At 70.1% G+C, this 18,437-nt stretch carries 19 protein-coding genes; 13 read left to right on the top strand and 6 right to left on the bottom strand.

Annotated features, from left to right (window positions below; genetic code table 11):
* The first annotated feature begins 12 nt into the window (after positions 1-12).
* Positions 13-2,043 carry a DNA polymerase III subunit gamma and tau gene (locus BLT28_RS29685; RefSeq protein WP_030428137.1) on the top strand — a complete coding sequence of 677 codons (2,031 nt, stop codon included), beginning with the start codon at positions 13-15 and terminating at the stop codon, positions 2,041-2,043.
* A gap of 17 nt (positions 2,044-2,060) precedes the next feature.
* Here the strand turns inward: BLT28_RS29685 and BLT28_RS29690 are convergent, their stop codons facing one another.
* Positions 2,061-2,855, bottom strand: a complete 795-nt coding sequence (locus BLT28_RS29690) for a DUF3592 domain-containing protein (RefSeq protein WP_030428138.1) — start codon at positions 2,853-2,855, stop codon at positions 2,061-2,063.
* 95 nt (positions 2,856-2,950) lie between these two features.
* The gene (locus BLT28_RS29695) at positions 2,951-3,766 is read right to left on the bottom strand and encodes an N-acetylmuramoyl-L-alanine amidase (RefSeq protein WP_407638762.1); all 816 of its coding nucleotides are present in this window, start codon (positions 3,764-3,766) and stop codon (positions 2,951-2,953) included.
* A gap of 108 nt (positions 3,767-3,874) precedes the next feature.
* On the opposite strand from BLT28_RS29695, the gene BLT28_RS29700 reads away from it, so the two are divergent.
* The 10 genes from BLT28_RS29700 (at position 3,875) to BLT28_RS29745 (ending at position 13,054) form a co-directional block, all read left to right on the top strand.
* Complete coding sequence (locus BLT28_RS29700; protein ID WP_030428140.1) at positions 3,875-4,186, top strand: YbaB/EbfC family nucleoid-associated protein; 312 nt, start codon at positions 3,875-3,877, stop codon at positions 4,184-4,186.
* Between the two features lie 11 nt (positions 4,187-4,197).
* Positions 4,198-4,806 carry a recombination mediator RecR gene (gene recR, locus BLT28_RS29705; RefSeq protein WP_030428141.1) on the top strand — a complete coding sequence of 203 codons (609 nt, stop codon included), beginning with the start codon at positions 4,198-4,200 and terminating at the stop codon, positions 4,804-4,806.
* A gap of 5 nt (positions 4,807-4,811) precedes the next feature.
* The gene (locus BLT28_RS29710; RefSeq protein ID WP_172806542.1) at positions 4,812-5,354 is read left to right on the top strand and encodes a uridine kinase family protein; all 543 of its coding nucleotides are present in this window, start codon (positions 4,812-4,814) and stop codon (positions 5,352-5,354) included.
* A 176-nt stretch (positions 5,355-5,530) separates the two neighbouring features.
* A complete protein-coding gene (locus tag BLT28_RS29715; protein ID WP_030428143.1) occupies positions 5,531-7,219 on the top strand; it encodes an ABC transporter substrate-binding protein in 1,689 nt (562 codons plus the stop codon).
* A 37-nt stretch (positions 7,220-7,256) separates the two neighbouring features.
* Positions 7,257-8,267: an ABC transporter permease gene (locus BLT28_RS29720; protein ID WP_030428144.1), complete on the top strand. Its 1,011-nt coding sequence runs from the start codon at positions 7,257-7,259 to the stop codon at positions 8,265-8,267.
* Between the two features lie 13 nt (positions 8,268-8,280).
* Positions 8,281-9,219: an ABC transporter permease gene (locus BLT28_RS29725; protein WP_030428145.1), complete on the top strand. Its 939-nt coding sequence runs from the start codon at positions 8,281-8,283 to the stop codon at positions 9,217-9,219.
* Positions 9,220-9,225: 6 nt separating this feature from the next.
* Entirely contained in the window at positions 9,226-10,218 is a 993-nt protein-coding gene (locus BLT28_RS29730; RefSeq protein WP_030428146.1) for an ABC transporter ATP-binding protein, read from the top strand.
* Positions 10,219-10,241: 23 nt separating this feature from the next.
* Positions 10,242-11,339: an ABC transporter ATP-binding protein gene (locus BLT28_RS29735; protein ID WP_043810734.1), complete on the top strand. Its 1,098-nt coding sequence runs from the start codon at positions 10,242-10,244 to the stop codon at positions 11,337-11,339.
* A 155-nt stretch (positions 11,340-11,494) separates the two neighbouring features.
* Positions 11,495-12,340: a lysozyme gene (locus tag BLT28_RS29740; RefSeq protein ID WP_030428148.1), complete on the top strand. Its 846-nt coding sequence runs from the start codon at positions 11,495-11,497 to the stop codon at positions 12,338-12,340.
* Between the two features lie 66 nt (positions 12,341-12,406).
* Positions 12,407-13,054, top strand: a complete 648-nt coding sequence (locus BLT28_RS29745) for a class II aldolase/adducin family protein (RefSeq protein WP_030428149.1) — start codon at positions 12,407-12,409, stop codon at positions 13,052-13,054.
* On the opposite strand, the gene BLT28_RS29750 is transcribed toward BLT28_RS29745, so the two are convergent.
* The 3 genes from BLT28_RS29750 to leuA all read right to left on the bottom strand — a co-directional run bounded on the left by BLT28_RS29750 (position 13,027) and on the right by leuA (position 16,586).
* Positions 13,027-13,635 (bottom strand): DedA family protein, encoded by a 609-nt coding sequence (locus tag BLT28_RS29750; RefSeq protein WP_231950477.1) that lies wholly within the window; start codon positions 13,633-13,635, stop codon positions 13,027-13,029. The genes BLT28_RS29745 and BLT28_RS29750 overlap by 28 nt on opposite strands.
* Before the next feature lie 63 nt (positions 13,636-13,698).
* A complete protein-coding gene (locus tag BLT28_RS29755) occupies positions 13,699-14,736 on the bottom strand; it encodes a DNA topoisomerase IB (protein WP_030428151.1) in 1,038 nt (345 codons plus the stop codon).
* 56 nt (positions 14,737-14,792) lie between these two features.
* Entirely contained in the window at positions 14,793-16,586 is a 1,794-nt protein-coding gene (gene leuA, locus BLT28_RS29760) for a 2-isopropylmalate synthase (RefSeq protein ID WP_030428152.1), read from the bottom strand.
* A 323-nt stretch (positions 16,587-16,909) separates the two neighbouring features.
* Between leuA and BLT28_RS29765 the strand changes: the two genes are divergently transcribed.
* Positions 16,910-17,212 carry a hypothetical protein gene (locus BLT28_RS29765; RefSeq protein ID WP_052407009.1) on the top strand — a complete coding sequence of 101 codons (303 nt, stop codon included), beginning with the start codon at positions 16,910-16,912 and terminating at the stop codon, positions 17,210-17,212.
* Between the two features lie 21 nt (positions 17,213-17,233).
* The gene (locus tag BLT28_RS29770; protein WP_030428154.1) at positions 17,234-17,554 is read left to right on the top strand and encodes a YggT family protein; all 321 of its coding nucleotides are present in this window, start codon (positions 17,234-17,236) and stop codon (positions 17,552-17,554) included.
* Here the strand turns inward: BLT28_RS29770 and BLT28_RS29775 are convergent.
* Positions 17,528-18,133, bottom strand: coding sequence for a nitroreductase family protein (locus BLT28_RS29775; RefSeq protein ID WP_172806543.1), 606 nt, complete (start codon positions 18,131-18,133; stop codon positions 17,528-17,530). The two genes, BLT28_RS29770 and BLT28_RS29775, sit on opposite strands and share 27 nt — an antisense overlap.
* Positions 18,134-18,437 lie beyond the last annotated feature (304 nt).

An 18,437-nucleotide genomic window follows, 5' to 3' on the forward strand; every position in this document is an offset into this window, starting at 1 on the left:
AGGTGCGCAACCGTGGCGCTGGCCCTGTATCGCAAGTACCGCCCGGCGAGCTTCTCCGAGGTCGTCGGGCAGGAGCACGTCACCGAGCCGCTGCGCATGGCGTTGCAGGCCGGTCGGATCAACCACGCCTACCTCTTCTCCGGACCGCGCGGCTGCGGCAAGACCTCCAGCGCGCGCATCCTCGCCCGCTCGCTGAACTGCGCGCAGGGCCCGACGCCCGACCCGTGCGGCGAGTGCTCCTCCTGCATCGCGCTGGCCCCCGAGGGCGGCGGCAACGTCGACGTCGTCGAGCTCGACGCGGCCAGCCACGGTGGTGTCGACGACACCAGGGAGCTGCGCGACCGCGCGTTCTACGCCCCGGCCGAGTCGCGCTACCGCGTCTTCATCATCGACGAGGCCCACATGGTCACCACGCAGGGCTTCAACGCCCTGCTGAAGATCGTCGAAGAGCCGCCGGACCACCTGATCTTCATCTTCGCCACCACCGAGCCGGAGAAGGTGCTCGGCACCATCCGTTCGCGGACCCACCACTACCCGTTCCGGCTGATGCCGCCCGGGGTGATGCGGGAGCTGGTCGAGCGGATCTGCGCCGACGAGGGCGTGCAGGTCGAGCCCGCGGTGTTCCCGCTGGTCATCCGCGCGGGCGGGGGTTCGGCGCGGGACACGCTCTCGGTGATGGACCAGCTGCTCGCGGGCGCGGGGCCGGAGGGCGTGACCTACGCGCGCGCCGTCTCCCTGCTGGGCGTCACCGACGTCGCGCTGATCGACGAGATGATCGACGCGCTCGGCGCGCACGACGGCGCCGGGGTCTTCGGCACGGTGCACCGGCTGGTGGAGGCGGGCCACGATCCGCGCCGCTTCGCCAGCGACCTGCTCGACCGGCTGCGCGATCTGGTGCTGCTGCACGCGGTGCCGGACGCGGGGGAGCGCGGGCTGATCGACGCCCCCGCCGAACAGCTCACCACGATGCTCGGCCAGGTGGACAAGATCGGTGCGGGCTCGCTGACCCGCTACGCCGAGATCGTCCACAATGGACTGATCGACATGCGCGGCGCGACGGCCCCGCGGCTGGTGCTGGAGCTGCTCTGCTCGCGGATGCTGCTGCCCGGCGCCGCGGACAACGAGGCCGCGCTGCTCGACCGCATCGACCGGCTGGAACGGCGCGCTCCGGCGGTCGCCCCGGCTCCGGCGGTCGCCGCTCCCACCCCGGCCGCCGCCCCGGTCGCCGCCGCTCCCACCGCGCCGCCCGCCGGGGACCGCCCGGTCTTCCAGCGCCGCTCGCAGGCCCCCGCTCCGGCCGAACCCAAGCCCGAGGCCGCCAAGCCACCGCAGCGCCCGGCCGAGCCCGAGCCCGCCCCGGCCCCTGCGCCGACTCCCGAGCCGGAGCCCGAGCCCGCCGCCGCGGCAGCGCCCGGCGCGGTGGACGTGGCGACGCTGCGGCAGTCGTGGCCCGCGCTGCTCGCGGCGGTCCGGTCCCAGAGCCGCAGCACCGAGGCGATGCTGACCAACGCCACCGTGCAGTCGGTGGAGGGCAACACGATCACGCTGAGCCACACGGCGGAACCGCTGGCGAAGCGGTTGTCCGACCCGAGGAACAGCGACGCCATCGCCGCCGCCGTGGAGAGCGTGCTCGGCGGGAAGTGGCAGGTCCGCTGCGTGCACGGCACCGCGGCCGCCGCACCTGTGCGCCCTGCCGCCGCCAAGCCCGCGCCCGAGCGCCCCGTGGTGCAGCGCCGCAGTCAGCAACCGCAGCAACAGCAGCCCGCCGCCGACACCGCGGCGCCCGCGGCCGCTGCCCCCAGCCGTCGCCCGGAGCCGGTCCGCAGGTCCGCGCCCGCTGCCGACGAGCCACCGCCGCCGGAGCCGCCCGCCGACTTCGACGAGCCGCTGCCGCCCGACCCCGCGAGCGAACGCGAGGACGAGGAGGCGATGCTGGACGAGGTCGCCGCGGCCCCGATGGGCAGCCCGGACGTGCAGCAGCACGACCCGGACGAGGAGATCATCAAGCTCTTCAGCCCCCTCGGCGCCCGCCGCATCGACTAGCCCCTCCGCCCCGGGGGTCACCACCAGCGGAGGAAGGCGGCGCCGGTGGTCAGGCCGATGAGGCCGAGCACGAGCAGGGTGATCGGGAAGATCCACGTCCACACCGTGTAGAGGGTGCCGACGGCGGGGGCGCGCGGGTCCACGTAGACGCACACCCGCTTGCCGACGCCGAACGAGCTCTGCCTGCGCGCGCCGGTCCAGCTGCGCCGCACGCGGCCGTCGATCTCGTACTCCACCTGCGGCTCGTAGGTGCTGTCCCCGGTGCGCGAGCGGTGCGCGACGATCATGCCGCCGACCTTGCGCGAGGCCCTGGCGAAGCGGAGCGCCCCCACCAGCACGGCGATGCCCGCCACCACGAGCAGGCCGGAGAACAGCGGGAACGCCAGCGGCGCCAGCTCGACCAGCTCGGCGTGGGGCGGCGCGATCCAGGCACCGGCCAGCAACAGCACGCCGTAGCCGATCAGCGCGCCGGGCATCACAGTCCGCGGAGTGCCGGTCAGCCGCAGCGCCTCGGGGTGGTCGAGGCTGGGGTGCACCTGCAGCTCGTCGCCGACCTCCACGGCCACGCGGGTGGGGGCCAGCTCGACCAGCTCCCCGTCGCGCGGCCCGGCCACCAGGCGCAGCGTCGCGGTCCGCCTGCCGCCGGGCGCGTCCGCGACCTCCTCGACCCGGGCCCGCAGCAGCGACCGCCGCGTGGTCCGCCGTCGCAGCGACCAGAAGACGCCGCCGAGCAGCACCAGCCCGCTGATCACGGACAGCGCGATGCGCGTGGCGTCCTTCGCAACCACGATGTCGGCGAGGGTGCTGCTCATGGCTGAAGTGATAGCTCGCCGACTGCCGGGTGCCGTCACCGGGCGGGCGATCGATACCAACTCGGCGCCTGCCGGAGACCGCTCGGACCAGCCGGTTAGCCCAGGTAGCGCAGAATGCCGTCGATGATCGCGCTCGCGTACCGGGCCCGTCCCGCCGCGCTGGAGAGCTGGGCGGCGTCCTCCGGGTGACGCATGTTGCCGCACTCGACGAGCACGGCGGGAACGGTGGAGTGGTTCATCCCAGCGATGTCCGGCCTGCCGTGCAGGCCGTCCTTGCCGATGTAGTTCGACACCGGGAAACCCTTGGCGCGCAAGGTGTCCCGCACCGTTCCGGCGAGCTTCGCCGCCGGTTCGCGCTGCGCGGCGTTGAGCGGAGGGGCCGAGTAGATGATGTGGAAACCGCGCGCGGTCGCCGAGTTCGAGCCGTCCGCGTGGATGGAGACCACGGCGTCCGCCTTCGCCCGGTTGCCGATCTTCGCGCGCTCGTCGACGCACGGGCCGACCCCGTTGTCGTCCTCCCGCGTCATGACCACCTTGAGCCCGCGCGCGGTCAGCGCCTGCCGCACGCGGGTGGCGACGTCCCAGGTGAACTCGTGCTCGCTGTAGCCGGCGTTGGTGGCGGTGCCCGTGGTGTTGCACGCCTTGGTGCCGCCCCGGCCGTCCGGGACCGGCTTGTTGATGATGGACGGGTTCGCGGCGTTGCGGCCGTTGTGACCGGGGTCGATCACGACCGTCTTGCCGGCGAGCGCGGGGGAGGAGGTGCTGGGTTCGGCGGGCGCGGCGGCCTCGGCTGAGGTCGTCGACGGCATCGGGGCGGCACTGGAGGGCGGGGTGGGCGATGGGCCCCCGCAGGCGGTGAACACCACAGCAGCGGATCCGGCCACGAGGAAGCTCAAGTCACGGCGTCGCACGCGATACACGGTGCCAGACCGACCGCGACTACCCTGACCACATGCTGTGCCTTTCCGGTGCACAGCTCACCGAGAGGAGCCGTTTTGCAGCCCGGTGGCATGCCTGACATGCAGCAGATCCTGCAGCAGGCCCAGCAGATGCAGCAGCAGCTCATGGTCGCCCAGCAGGAGCTGGCCGAGGCCGAGGTGACCGGCAACGCCGGTGGTGGCCTGGTCACCGCGACCGTCTCGGGCGCGGGTGAGCTGAAGGCACTGACGATCGACCCCAAGGTCATCGACCCCGATGACCCGGAAACGCTGGCCGACCTGGTGGTCGCCGCGGTCCGCGACGCCAGCACCAACGCGCAGGAGCTGGCCCAGCGCGCCATGGGCCCGCTGGCCGGTGGTCTCGGCGGCGGGTTCCAGCTCCCCGGGATGTAGGCAAGGGAAACGTGTACGAGGGACCGGTCCAGGACCTGATCGACGAGCTCGGCCGGTTGCCCGGCGTCGGGCCGAAGAGCGCGCAGCGCATCGCCTTCCACCTGCTCGCGGCCGAGCCCGCGGACGTGACCCGGCTGCAGGAGGTGCTGCAGAAGGTCAAGGAGGGCATCCAGTTCTGCGACGTGTGCGGCAACGTCTCCGAGGAGACGACCTGCCGCATCTGCCGGGACCCGCGCCGCGACCTGTCGGTGGTGTGCGTGGTGGAGGAGCCCAAGGACGTGCTCGCCATCGAGCGCACCAGGGAGTTCAAGGGGCGCTACCACGTGCTCGGCGGCGCGCTGGACCCGCTGTCCGGGGTGGGCCCGGACCAGCTGCGCATCCGCGAGCTGCTGTCCAGGATCGGCACCACGCTGGACGGCGTGGACATCACGGAGATCATCATCGCCACCGACCCGAACACCGAGGGCGAGGCGACGGCGACCTACCTGATGCGCATGCTCAAGGACTTCCCCGGGCTCACCGTCACCAGGCTGGCCTCCGGCCTGCCGATGGGCGGTGACCTGGAGTTCGCCGACGAGCTGACCCTGGGGCGGGCCCTGTCCGGCCGCCGGGCCATGTGAGACACGTGATCGCCGCGGTCGAGGCGGCTCCGGCCCGCCTCGGCCCGGTGAAGCTCGTCGCGGTCGACGGCCCCTCCGGCGGGGGCAAGTCCACCTTCGCCCGCGCCCTGGTCCGGGCGCTGGGGCCGGACCGCACGGCGCTCGTGCCGACCGACGACTTCGCGACCTGGGACGAGCCCGTGTCGTGGTGGCCGAGGCTCGTCGACGGGGTGCTCGATCCTTTCCGGCGGGGTGAGCCGGCCGTCTACCGGCGGACCGAATGGTCGGATGGCTTGCCCCGGTTGGGCGCGGAGGTCCGGATCGACACGCCCGAGATCCTGGTGCTGGAAGGCGTCTCCAGTGGCCGTCGCCCGATCCGGTCGTCGCTGTCCGTGTTGGTGTGGGTCTGTTCCGGTGATCGAGAGCTTCGCCTGAAGAGGGCAGTTGCCAGGGACGGCGAAGCGTGCCGCGACCAGCTGCTCCGCTGGCAGGAGTTCGAGCAGGGCTGGTTCGCCGTGGACGGGACGGCGGACAGCGCCGACCTCGTGATCGCGGAACACCTCCGGTAGCAGCAGCCGGTTGACGCCAGAAAGCGGTGTGACTCCCGGGTAACACCGGCGAAAATTCACCCGATCTTACGGCGTTCTGCGTGGCCGGATCGTGACCTGGAGCACTCGGCAACGAGCTCGTAAGGGGTTAGTGTCGGCCACCACACACAGTGACATCGGACCATGAGGTGTGCGCGATGCCCAAGAAATTCACTGCGCTCAGAACCCCCATGCGCAGGCTGGCGGTGGTCGGCGTCGCCGGCGTGACCGCGCTGTCCCTCGCCTCCTGCGCCCAGTCGCAGCGCGGGAACGACGCGGGTCAGGGCAAGGTCGGCGGAACGATGACCTTCGGCGCCGAGGGCGCGCCGAAGCTGTTCGACCCGTTCTACGCCACCGACGGCGCCACCTTCCGCATCTCCCGGCAGATCATGGAGGGCCTGGTCGGCTTCGAGCCGGGCACCGCCAAGGCCACCCCGGAGCTGGCCGAGAAGTGGTCCTCTTCGCCGGACGGAAAGGTCTGGACCTTCACCCTGCGGGAGGGTGTGAAGTTCCACGACAACACCGACTTCAACGCCGAGGCGGTCTGCTTCAACTTCAACCGCTGGTACAACCAGAAGGGCGCGGGGCAGAGCGAGGCGGTCTCCCAGTACTGGGTGAACAACTTCGGCGGCTTCTCCGACGGCAAGGAACCCTCGCTGTTCAAGTCCTGCACCGCCAAGGACCCCAAGACCGCCGTCGTCGAGCTGACCGCGACCACGTCGAAGTTCCCCGACGTGCTCGGCCTGCCGTCGTTCTCGATGCAGAGCCCGACCGCGATGAAGAAGTTCAACGCCGACGACGTCAAGGCCCAGGGTGACAGCTTCGTCTTCAACGAGTACGCGCTGAAGAACCCGACCGGCACCGGCCCGTTCAAGTTCGTCAACTACGACACCGCGAACAACTCCGTCGAGCTGGCCCGCTTCGACGGCTACCGCGGTGACAAGGCCAAGCTGGACAAGCTGATCTTCAAGATCATCCCCGACGAGACCGCGCGCAAGCAGGCGTTGCAGACCGGGGACATCGACGGCTACGACTACCCGGCCCCCGCGGACTGGGCGCAGCTGAAGAGCCAGGGCTTCAACGTGGCGATCCGCCCGGCGTTCAACATCATGTACCTGGGCTTCACCCAGAAGAACAACGCCAAGCTCAAGGACGTCAGGGTCCGGCAGGCCATCGCGCACGCGATCAACCGCGAGCAGCTGGTCAAGTCGCAGCTGCCCGAGGGCGCCGTGGTGGCGACGCAGTTCGTCCCGGACACCGTCGACGGTTACAACCCGGACGTCAAGAAGATCGAGTACAGCACCGCGAAGGCGAAGCAGCTGCTGGCCGAGGCGGGCGCGTCCGACCTGACGGTCAACTTCTACTGGCCCAGCGAGGTCACCCGGCCGTACATGCCGAACCCGAAGGACATCTTCGGCGCGATCTCGGCGGACCTGCAGGCGGCCGGCATCAAGGTCAACGTCACCACGAAGCCGTGGAACGGCGGCTACCTGACCGATGTCGACCAGGCCAAGGCCGACCTGTTCCTGCTCGGCTGGACCGGTGACTACAACACCGTGGACAACTTCGTCGGCACGTTCTTCGGCACTCCCGAAAACCGTTTCTACACCGCGGGTTCACCGTGGGGCAGCAAGCTGGCCGCCGACCTGAAGAAGGCCGACGCAGAACCCAACAAGGCCGCCCGCGACCAGCTCTACAAGGGCCTGAACAAGCAGATCATGGAGGAGTACCTGCCCGCCGTCCCGCTGTCGCACTCGCCGCCCGCGCTGGTGCTGAAGAAGGACATCAAGGGCCTGGTTCCCAGCCCGCTGACCGCTGAGGAGTTCGGCCCCGTCAGCAAGGGCTGATCTTCTCCTCCCCACCACGAGAACAACGGGATAGCCAGTGCTCCGCTTCACCGTGCGGCGGCTGATCCAGCTAGTCGGGGTCGTCGCGGTGTTGTCGCTGCTGCTCTTCGCATGGCTGCGTTCGCTCCCGGGAGGGCCGGTCTCGGCCCTCCTGGGGGAACGCGGCACCGAGGAGTCGCGCGCGCGACTCACCGCAGAGCTCGGCCTCGATCAGCCGATCATCACGCAGTACTTCAAGTTCATCGGCCGCGCCCTCTCCGGCGACTTCGGGACATCGACGGGGGTGCAGCCGGGAACGCCCGCCATGGACATCTTCCTGGAGCGCTTCCCGGCGACGTTGGAGCTGAGCATCTTCGCGATCATCCTCGCGGTGGCGTTCGGCATCCCGCTCGGCTACCTGGCGGCCAAGCGCCGCGGTGGCTGGCTGGACAACGTCGGCGTCGTCGGCTCCCTGGTCGGCGTCGCCGTCCCCGTCTTCTTCCTCGCGTTCCTGCTCAAGTACGTCTTCGCGGTGAACCTGCAGTGGTTGCCCTCCTACGGCCGCCAGGCCGACGCGCTGGAGGCCACGCGGGTCACCGGGTTCTTCGTGCTGGACGGGATCCTGACGCAGGAGTGGGACGCGGCCTGGGACGCCTTCGTCCACCTCATCCTGCCCGGCGTCGCGCTCGCGACCATCCCGTTCGCGGTGATCTTCCGGATCACCAGGGCCGCCGTGCTGGACGTGCTGGACGAGGACTACGTGCGGACCGCGGAGTCCAAGGGCCTCACCCTCCAGACCATCCGGACCAGGCACGTCGTGCGCAACGCGATGCTGCCGGTGGTCACCACGATCGGCCTGCAGACCGGCGCCCTGCTGGCCGGGGCGGTGCTGACCGAGAAGGTCTTCGCCTACCCCGGCCTCGGCGAGGCGCTGGCGATCAGCTTCGAGCGCAGGGACTACCCCGTGCTGCAGATGGTGATCCTGATGGCCGCGCTGGTGTACGTGGTGATCAACCTGGTGGTCGACCTGTCCTACGCGTTGATCGATCCGCGCATCCGGACCAGGTGAGGGGAGGGAACCAGTGACCACGACCAAGAAAGAACGCGTGGACGCGCTCGCCGCCTCCTCCGCGAAGAAGGCCGACGACAGCGGGGTCAGCCTCGCCGCGAGCGCGTGGCGCAGGCTCCGCAGGAACCCGGTGTTCCTGCTGGGCGCGGTGATCGTCGCGCTGTTCGTGCTCGTCGCGCTCCTCTCACCGCTGCTGGCCCAGCACGATCCAGCCGAGCGGATGCTCGCCGACCAGGTCGTCAAGGCGCGCAACGAGATCCCGCCCGCCCAGGCCGGGCACCCGCTCGGCGGTGACCTCCAGGGCCGGGACCTGTTGTCCCGCTTGCTGATCGGCTCGCAGCAGACGCTGATGGTCGGCGTGCTCGCCACCTTCCTCGGCCTGATCGGCGGCCTGGTGCTCGGCACGCTGGCCGGTGCGCTCGGCGGCTGGGTCGACTCGCTGGTGATGCGGGCGGTCGACGTGATGCTGTCCATTCCGAGCCTGCTGCTGGCGGTCTCGGTGGGTGTGCTGTTCTCGCCGCCGAACATCTACACGGTGATCGTCGCGGTGGCGATCGTGCAGGTACCGATCTTCGCGCGGTTGCTGCGCGGATCGATGCTGGCGCAACGGCACAGCGACCACGTGCTGGCCGCGCGCTCGCTCGGGGTGAAGCCCGGCGCGATCGTGTTCCGGCACATGCTGCCGAACTCGCTCGGCCCGGTGATCGTGCAGTCCACCCTGGTGCTCGCGGTCGCGATCATCGACGCGGCGGCGCTGTCCTTCCTCGGCCTCGGCAACCCCGACGACTCCATCCCGGAGTGGGGCCAGATGCTGGGCACCTCGCAGCAGGTCTTCGACAGCCACCCCAACCTGGCGTTCTGGCCCGCGGGCTGCATCATCGTGGTCGCGCTCGGCTTCACCCTCATGGGCGAGGCGCTGCGCGAAGCGCTCGATCCGAAGAACAGGCGGTGATTTCCCTTGGCACTGCTTGAAGTTCGCGATCTCAGCGTTGTCTTTCAGCGCAAGGGGGAGGACCCGTTCACCGCGGTGGACGGCGTCAGCTTCGACGTGGAGCCCGGCCAGACGGTCGGGCTGGTCGGTGAGTCCGGCTGCGGCAAGTCGGTCACCTCACTGGCGATCATGGGTCTGCTGCCCAGGCGCGGCCCGAAGATCTCCGGCTCCGTGCGCTTCGAGGGCACCGAGCTGCTTTCCCTGTCCGACAGGCAGATGCGCGATCGCCGCGGTCGCGATCTCGGCATGGTCTTCCAGGACCCGCTGTCCTCGCTGAACCCGGTCATCCCGATCGGGCTGCAGGTCACCGAGGTCCTGGAGCGGCACCGCGGGATGAGTCGCAAGGCCGCCCAGCCGCACGCGGTCGACCTGCTGGACAAGGTCGGCATCCCGGACCCGTCACGACGGCTCAGCGAGTACCCGCATCAGCTCTCCGGCGGGATGCGGCAGCGCGCGCTGATCGCGATGGCGTTGGCCTGCAAGCCGAGGCTGCTCATCGCCGACGAGCCCACCACCGCGCTCGACGTCACCATCCAGGCGCAGATCCTGGCGCTGCTGGCGGAGCTGGTGAAGGACACCGAGACCGCGCTGGTGATGATCACCCACGACCTCGGTGTCGTCGCGGGGCTGTGCGACGAGGTGAACGTGCTCTACGGCGGGCGCGTTGTGGAGCGGGCGCAGCGGCACGAGCTGTTCAAGCGGCCGCGGCACCCCTACACCCACGGCCTGCTGGCCTCGATCCCCAGGCTGGACGCGCCGCGCGGGGAGCGATTGGTCCCGATCAAGGGCTCCGTCGCGGACAACATCCCGTGGACCGACGGGTGCGCCTTCGCTCCGCGCTGCCCCAACGCCCTGGACGTCTGCGTACAGCAGACCCCGGCGATGGAGACGGACGCCGACGGGCGGCTGCTGCGCTGCCACAACCCGGTCGCGCAGGAGCGGAAGGAGGTGCCCGCGTGAGCACGCTGGTCAGTGTCCAGGACATGAAGGTGCACTTCCCGATCAAGCGCGGCGTCGTGCTCGATCGCACGGTCGGCTACGTCTACGCGGTGGACGGGGTCGACCTGGAGATCCGCAAGGGCGAGACCTACGGCCTGGTCGGCGAGTCCGGCTGCGGCAAGTCCACCCTGGGCCGGGCGATGCTGCGGCTGACCGAGCCGACCGGCGGCAAGGTGGTCTTCGACGGCACCGACCTGTCCACCATGAAGGGCGAGCCGCTGCGGAAGATGCGGCGCCGCATGCAGATGGTGTTCCAGGACCCGCTGTCCTCTTTGGACCCGCGGCAGTCGGTGGAGTCCATCCTCGTCGAGGGGCTGCGCGCGCACGACCTCGACAAGGACAAGGAGGCGACGGCGAAGCGGCTGCGCGAGCTGCTGTCCGCGGTGGGCCTGCCGTCCACGGCGCTGCGCAAGTACCCGCACGAGTTCTCCGGCGGTCAGCGGCAGCGCATCGGGATCGCCCGGTCGCTGTCGGTCAACCCGGACCTCATCGTCGCCGACGAGCCGGTCTCCGCGCTCGACGTCTCGGTGCAGGCCCAGGTGGTGAACCTGCTGGAGGACCTGCAGGTCGAGTTCGGGCTGACCTACCTGGTGATCGCGCACGACCTCGCGGTGGTGCGGCACATCTCCGACCGGGTCGGCGTGATGTACCTCGGCGGGCTGGTCGAGGAGGCCACCTCCGACGCCCTCTACGCCCAGCCGCTGCACCCGTACACGCGGGCGCTGCTGTCGGCGGTGCCGGTGCCCGACCCGGAGCTGGAGGACCGCCGCGAGCGCATCCTGCTCACCGGGGACCTGCCCTCGCCCGCCGCGCCGCCGACGGGCTGCCGGTTCCACACCCGCTGCCCGTGGCGGCAGCCGGGCAAGTGCGACACGGAACGGCCGATGTTGAGAGAACTGGCCGTGTCGACGCTCGGTCCCGCAAGCGGATCTTCGGCAGGGCATCGCGTGGCCTGCCACTGGGCCGAGGACATCCGCGACGGCAAGATCCAGCCACACGCGGTCGAGCCGGAACTGGTCGAGGAGACCGACGCGATCTCGCCGGACATCGGCGGCCCGGCTTCGGTGACAGAAGTGATCTGAACTGATCTGAACGGAGTTGGCGGGGCGTCCGAAAGGGCGCCCCTCCAACGAGAACTTCAGCGCTTTTTTAGCCCCTCTTGTCACCATCAGCTCAGTCCGGTGGGTGGCCCTGCCTCCACCCACACCCCTGCAACGGACGAAAAGAGGGCTGAAACATGTCTGTCTCCACGAGGACCGCACGTTCCGCCGTCGCCGTGGCCGCGCTCGTCGCGGCACTCGGCTTCAGCGCACTGGCCCCCGCCGGGGCCGACCCGATCGTCGGGAACCCGGACGTGCCCGTCGGCGACACCGCGATGGGCTCGCAGATCGCCAAGCACGAGGGCCTGGCGCCCGACCGGGCCCGCAACCTGACCGACCCCGCGCCCACCGACCCGCAGATCATGGCTTCGGTGGCCGGTATCGACGTCAGCGGCCACCAGGGCAACGTGAACTGGCAGGCCCAGTGGAACGCGGGCAAGCGGTTCGCCTACGTCAAGGCCACCGAGGGCACCGGGTACAAGAACCCGTACTTCGCCCAGCAGTACAACGGCTCCTACAACATCGGCATGGTCCGCGGCTCGTACCACTTCGCGCTGCCCGACCGCTCCAGCGGAGCCGCCCAGGCCAACTACTTCGTCAACAACGGCGGTGGCTGGTCGAAGGACGGCAAGACCCTGCCCGGTGCGCTGGACATCGAGTACAACCCGTACGGCGCGACCTGCTACGGCCTCAGCCAGCAGGCGATGGTCAATTGGATCCTCGACTTCAGCAACACCTACAAGGCCCGCACCGGCCGCTACCCGATGATCTACACCAGCACCAGCTGGTGGTCGACGTGCACCGGTAACCGGGGCGACTTCAGCAACACCAACCCGCTGTGGGTCGCGCGCTACGCGTCCTCCGTCGGCGCCCTGCCGCACGCGTGGCGCTTCTACACGATCTGGCAGTACTCGGAGACCCCGATCGACCAGAACACCTTCAACGGTGCCTACGACCGCCTGGTCGCGATGGCCAACGGCTGATCTCCGGTTCGATATCGGAACGGCCGCCGAGAACATCGGCGGCCGTTCCTTTCGCATACTGGGAACGTGCTGCTCCAAGAGGAACGCGAAGCCGTCGTCCGCATCTGCCGCCTCATGTCGGCGGAAGGGCTCGTGGTGGGTACCGCGGGCAACATCAGCGTGCGCAAGGGCGAGCTGATCGCGATCACCCCCAGCGGGTTGTCCTACGACGCGCTCACTCCCGACCTGGTGTCCGTGTGCGAACTGGACGGCACTCCGGTGGACTCGCCCCTCAAACCGACCAGCGAACTGCCGATGCACTCGGCCGCCTACCTGCAGTCCATGCCCGGCGCGGTCGTGCACACCCACTCCGTCGCCGCGACCGCGCTGTCGTGCCTGGTCGACGAGGTGCCGCCGGTGCACTACTACCTCGGCCTGTTCGGCGGGAGCGTGCGCGTGGCGCCGTACGCGCTCTACGGCAGCTCGGAGCTCGCGGAGAACATGTGCGTGGCGATGACCGACCGCACCGCGTGCCTGCTCGCCAACCACGGCGCCGTGGTCCTGGGCAACACCCTCGATGAGACCTATGAGCGCGCGAAGTACCTGGAATGGCTGTGCGAGGTGGCGCTGCGCGTGCAGACGGCGAACCTGCTGCCGCGGTTGCTGGGGGAGGAGCGGATGGCCGAGGCGGTCGACCGGCTGGCGACCTACGGCCAGAAGGCGCCGGAGCGGTAGTCCGCGGCGCGCTCGCGCACGGTGTCCTTCGCCTGCGCCCGCTTGACCGCGTACCCGATCGGCAGGCTGACCAGCACCGTCATCCCGATCGAGAGTGCGATCGCGACGAACGGCTCGGAGATCAGCTGACCGCCCGTGTAGCCGATCAGCGTGGCGTAGGTGGACCACAGCGCGGAACCGATCGTGGCCACCGGCAGGAACCTCGGCATGCCCATCCGGAACGCGCCCGCGAGCACGGCGCCGACGATCCCGCCGCCGGGGATGAACCGCCCGGCGACCATCATCGGCTCGCCGCGGTTGTCCAGCTGCCTGCGCAGCCAGGCGAGCGCGGCCGCGGTGCGCGGCTTGGTCTCGAAGCGCTGGAGCGCGCGCATGCCCAGCCTGCTGCCGATCGTGTAGTTGAACAGGTCGGAGGCCAGGCAGCCCGCCGTCGCCACCAGGATCACCGTGATCAGGTGCACCTCGCCGTCGGCCGCCAGGACCGCGCAGCCGATGACGGCCGCCTCCGTCGGCAGCAGCGGCACTGCCGCGATGACGAACAACAGCAGCAGCGCCAGCTCAGGGGCCTGGGCGAAGGTCACGAGTCCAGTAACGCCTCACGTCGGCCGCGGGGCACCTGCCACGCGGACATCTTCAGCAAGTCATCAGCTCTTGCTCGGTGGGTCCAGCTCCTTGCGAGCCCGGCGCAGCAGTGCCAGCACCGCGCGTTCCACTCTGTTCCTGGTGCCGGCCGACGCGAGTTCCGCCGAACCGACTCGAAGCACTCTACTGCCCGTCGTGATTCCGTGCTCGAAGGCATCGATCACATACGGGTCCACATAGGATTTGCGACACACGGTGGGCGTGTTTCCCAGCTCTTCCGACACTTCCCGCATCGCCGCCGTCACAGCGCGTTGCCGACCGCGCTTCGATTCCGGGCGCGGGGCCGCTGCCAGCGCGATCGCCGCCAGGACCGTGCCATTCCAGGTTCTGAGATCTTTCGCCGTGAATGGACCTCCGGTGATCTCCCGGACGTAGTCGTTGATATCCGGAGAGCGCAGGTTGTGCCACCGCCGACCGTCCCAATAGGACAGCAGTTCCGGATTTGGGTCACGCCGCCGCAGCAGTCCGCGAACGACGTCGTGCACCTGTGGGTCTTCAATGGTGACTTCGCGGTCGAGGCCGCCCTTGGCGACGTAGCGCACCAGCACCCGGCCCCGGCGCAGCGTCACGTGCTCGCGCAGCAGCGTCGAGAGCCCGAAGCTGCCGTTCTCCTTCGCGTAGGTGTGCCCGCCGACGCGGAACGCGCCCAGCTCCAGCATCCGCACCGAGGCGGAGAGCACGCGGTCGCGGCCGAGCCCGCGCCCGTCGATCCGCCCGGCGATCTCCTCGCGCACCTTCGGCATGCGCGCGCCGAGCCTGAGCACGCGGTCGAACTTCTCGGCGTCGCGGCGCTCGGTCCACGCCGGGTGGTAGAGGTACTGCTTGCGCCCGGCCTCGTCGACCCCGACGGCCTGGATGTGCCCGTTCGGGGCCGTGCAGATCCACACGTCCTGCCACGCGGGCGGGATCACCAGCTGCTTGATCCGCTCCAGGACCTCCGGGTCGCTGACGGGACCGTGGCGGTCGAAATACCGGAAGCCGCGCCCGCACCGCCGTCTGGTCAGCCCGGGACCACTGGGATCGCTCCGCCGCAGCCGCACCCCGGGGCAATACCCACCGTTCGCGGACTCAATGCCCGCGAACGGTGGGTACCGCCTCAGCGGTAGGCGCGGTTCACGGCCGAGAGGACCGCGCGCAGCGACGCGGTGACGATGGAGCCGTCGACGCCGACACCCCACAGGACGCGGTCGCCGATCGTGGTCTCCACGTAGGCCGCGGCGCGGGCGTCGTCACCGGCCGACATGGCGTGCTCGGCGTAGTCCAGCACGCGCACGTCGTAGCCCACGGTGGCCAGGGCGTCCACGAACGCCGCGATCGGGCCGTTGCCGCGACCGGTGACCTCGTGGTCCTCGTCCTCGACGCGGACAACCGCCTCGATCTCGTCGTGGCCCTCGCCGTCGTCGGACAGCCGGTGCCGGACGAGGCGGACCGGGCTGATCCGGTCCAGGTACTCCGTGGCGAAGACGTCCCAGATGCCCTTCGGGTCGATCTCCCCGCCCTCGTTGTCGGTGACCTCCTGGACGAGCTTGGAGAACTCGATCTGCAGCCGTCGCGGCAGGTCCAGCTGGTGCTCCGCCTTCATCACGTAGGCGACGCCGCCCTTGCCGGACTGCGAGTTCACCCGGATCACGGCCTCGTAGCTGCGGCCGACGTCCTTGGGGTCGATCGGCAGGTAGGGGACCTCCCACGGGAAGTCGTCCACGTGCTCGCCCGCGGCCTTGGCCTCGCGCTCCAGGGCCTCGAAGCCCTTCTTGATCGCGTCCTGGTGGCTGCCGGAGAACGCCGTGTAGACCAGGTCGCCGCCGTAGGGGTGCCGCTCGGGCACGGCCAGCTGGTTGCAGTACTCGACGGTGCGGCGGATCTCGTCGATGTCGGAGAGGTCGACCTGCGGGTCGATGCCCTGGCTGAACAGGTTCATCGCCAGCGTCACCAGGCAGACGTTGCCGGTGCGCTCGCCGTTGCCGAACAGGCAGCCCTCGATGCGGTCCGCCCCGGCCTGGTAGCCCAGCTCGGCCGCGGCAACACCGGTGCCGCGGTCGTTGTGCGGGTGCAGGCTGAGCACCACCGCGTCGCGGCGCTCCAGGTTGCGGTGCATCCACTCGATGGAGTCCGCGTAGACGTTGGGCGTCGCCATCTCCACCGTCGCGGGGAGGTTGATGATCGCCGGGCGCTGCGGCGTCGGCTGCCAGATCCCGGTGACCGCGTTGCACACCTCGGCGGCGTAGCTCAGCTCGGTTCCGGTGTAGGACTCCGGGGAGTACTCGAAGCGGAAGTTCGTCTCCGAGTACCTGCCCGCCAGGTCCTGCACCAGGTGCGCGGCGTCGGTGGCGATCTTCATGATGCCCGCGCGGTCGGAGTTGAACACGACGCGGCGCTGCAGCACCGAGGTCGAGTTGTAGATGTGCACGATCGCGCTGTGCGCGCCCTCCAGCGCCTGGAAGGTGCGCTCGATCAGCTCGGCGCGGCACTGGGTCAGCACCTGGATCGTCACGTCCGCCGGGATGGCGTCGTCGGTGATGATCTCGCGGACGAAGTCGTAGTCGGTCTGGCTGGCCGCCGGGAAGCCGACCTCGATCTCCTTGTAGCCCATGCGCACGAGCAGGTCGAACATCCGCCGCTTGCGGGCGGGGGACATCGGGTCGATCAGCGCCTGGTTGCCGTCGCGCAGGTCGACCGCGCACCACTGCGGCGCCCGGTCGATGACCTTGTCGGGCCAGCTGCGGTCGGCCAGCGACACGGGCTCGACCAGCTCGGCGAACGGCCGGTAGCGGTGGTAGGGCATCGAGCTGCCGCGCTGGGTGTTCCACGTCGGCTGGTCCGCGGGGGCAGGGCGGGAAGGCGTGTTCAGCCTGCTGGTCGCGGAGGTGAAGGTGGCGGGGTCGATCGTCATCGCTGAGAGGGCTCCTGCTGCCGGGGAAGAGTCGACCGGCGGGCGTGGGGCCGCAGCCGAATCCCGCGACGGGGGGCCGGTCTGGTCAGACCCCGTCGCGGCGAAGAAGGAGCAGGGCACGCGCCACGCGGCCAGAGTAACCATGCGGAGGCCGGTGGATGAAACCCGCCTCCCACATCCTGGACACCCCACCGCGCTCGTTGTGCACCGAATGACTCATTCGGTGCGAAAGCGCGGCGGTGGGCGGGGCGGGGGCCGGGCTTAGGGCGTGGTGGGCGGGGGTACCCGGCGGGCAGACAGCCGCCGAGGAAGGGATGTCTTCCATGGTTGCCAGTGACCGCGTTCGCAGTGGTGGCTCCGTCGTCGCGTCGGTCGTCCGGGCGATCGGCACGGTGATCGCGCTCATCCTGCTGGCGCATGTGATCTTCGTTCTGGTCTCGGTGAACGAGGCGAACGCGCTCGTCCAGTTCGTGGCGAGCGCGGCGAGTGCGCTCGCGCTGTGGTTCGTGAACCTCTTCGACACCGGCAACGCCACGATGGACCTGCTCCTGAACTACGGCCTGGCCATCGTGTTCTGGCTGGTGGTGACGGGAATCGTGGCCCGCTTGTTGCGCAGGACCGCCTGATCTCCTGTCAGAATCCCCGGCATGGCCAACCACGCCCAGCGCCGGGACGCCAAGGCGATCTCCGGCGTGCTCGCCCAGGTCGTTCGCTGGGCGGGCACGCTGATCGCGGTTCTGCTCGTCGTCCACGTGGTCCTCACTGTCGGCGGCGCGAACCCGGACAACGCCATCACCCGCTTCGTCCGCGCGTGGGCCGATCCGCTGGCGCTCGCCTTCCGCGACCTGTTCCCCGCCGACCGCCCGGAGACCGCCGTGCTGGTCAACTACGGCGCAGCGGCGATCTTCTGGTTGGTGGTCACCTCGCTCGTGGTGAAGCTGCTACAGCGCGGGAGTTCCCCAGGCTGAGCCGAACACCAGCTCGGCCAACGGCTTGCGCTGGCGGGGTTTCGTATCGCGGTCGATCAGCGACCGGTCCACGCCCTCGCCGTCACCGAAGTGCCCGATCGCTATGGCCACCAGCGGTTCCATGCCCTCGGGCAGCTCGAAGACCGCCTTCGCCGCATCCGGGCTGAAGCCCGCCATCTGGTGTGTGACCAGTCCTTCCGCGACCGCCTGCAGCACGAGGTTCTGCGTCGCGAGGCCCAGCCCGTACTCGGCGTACGGCATCGGCTCGCCGTCCTCGTTCCGGGTCACCGCGATGCCGAGGACCAGTGCCCCCGCCGCGCCCGCCCAGGACTTGTTGCCGCGCGTCAGGGTCGCGTAGATCCGCTCGAAGGTCTCGTCACCGCGTCTGCCGACGAGGTACCGCGCCGGCTGGGTGTTGCCCCACGAGGCGGCCCAGCGCGCGGCCTCGAACAGCGCGCGCAGCTGGTCGTCGGTGATCTCCGCCTTCGGGTCGAGCACGCGGGGGCTCCACCGGTCGCGGATCAGCTCGTGCAGGGGCGCGCTCGACTCCGCAGGCCGGTGCGCACTCAGTTCCGACACCTGTACTCCTTGGATCACGATGTGAGTAGCGTCACGTTCGCGCGCTCGCGGTGGGCGCCGCCGGGAACGGCCGTCACCTGCGGGGCCGAAGATCCTCCACGGCGGACCGGGGCGCGCGAACGGATCTCCTCCCACCCTGGCCCGTAGTCGTGTGGTCTGCCACACGACGCGCCGGGCTGGTAGGCGTTCTCCGAGGTGGTGGCGTTCCGAGGTGCGAAAACACACTGGTGGACCGGATGGCCGGGGTGAGTACGCTGGCCCGCAGACTGCGATGGCGCGGTCCAGGTACAGCCTGTGAGAAGGC

This window comes from Allokutzneria albata (assembly GCF_900103775.1).
GTDB lineage: Bacteria > Actinomycetota > Actinomycetes > Mycobacteriales > Pseudonocardiaceae > Allokutzneria > Allokutzneria albata.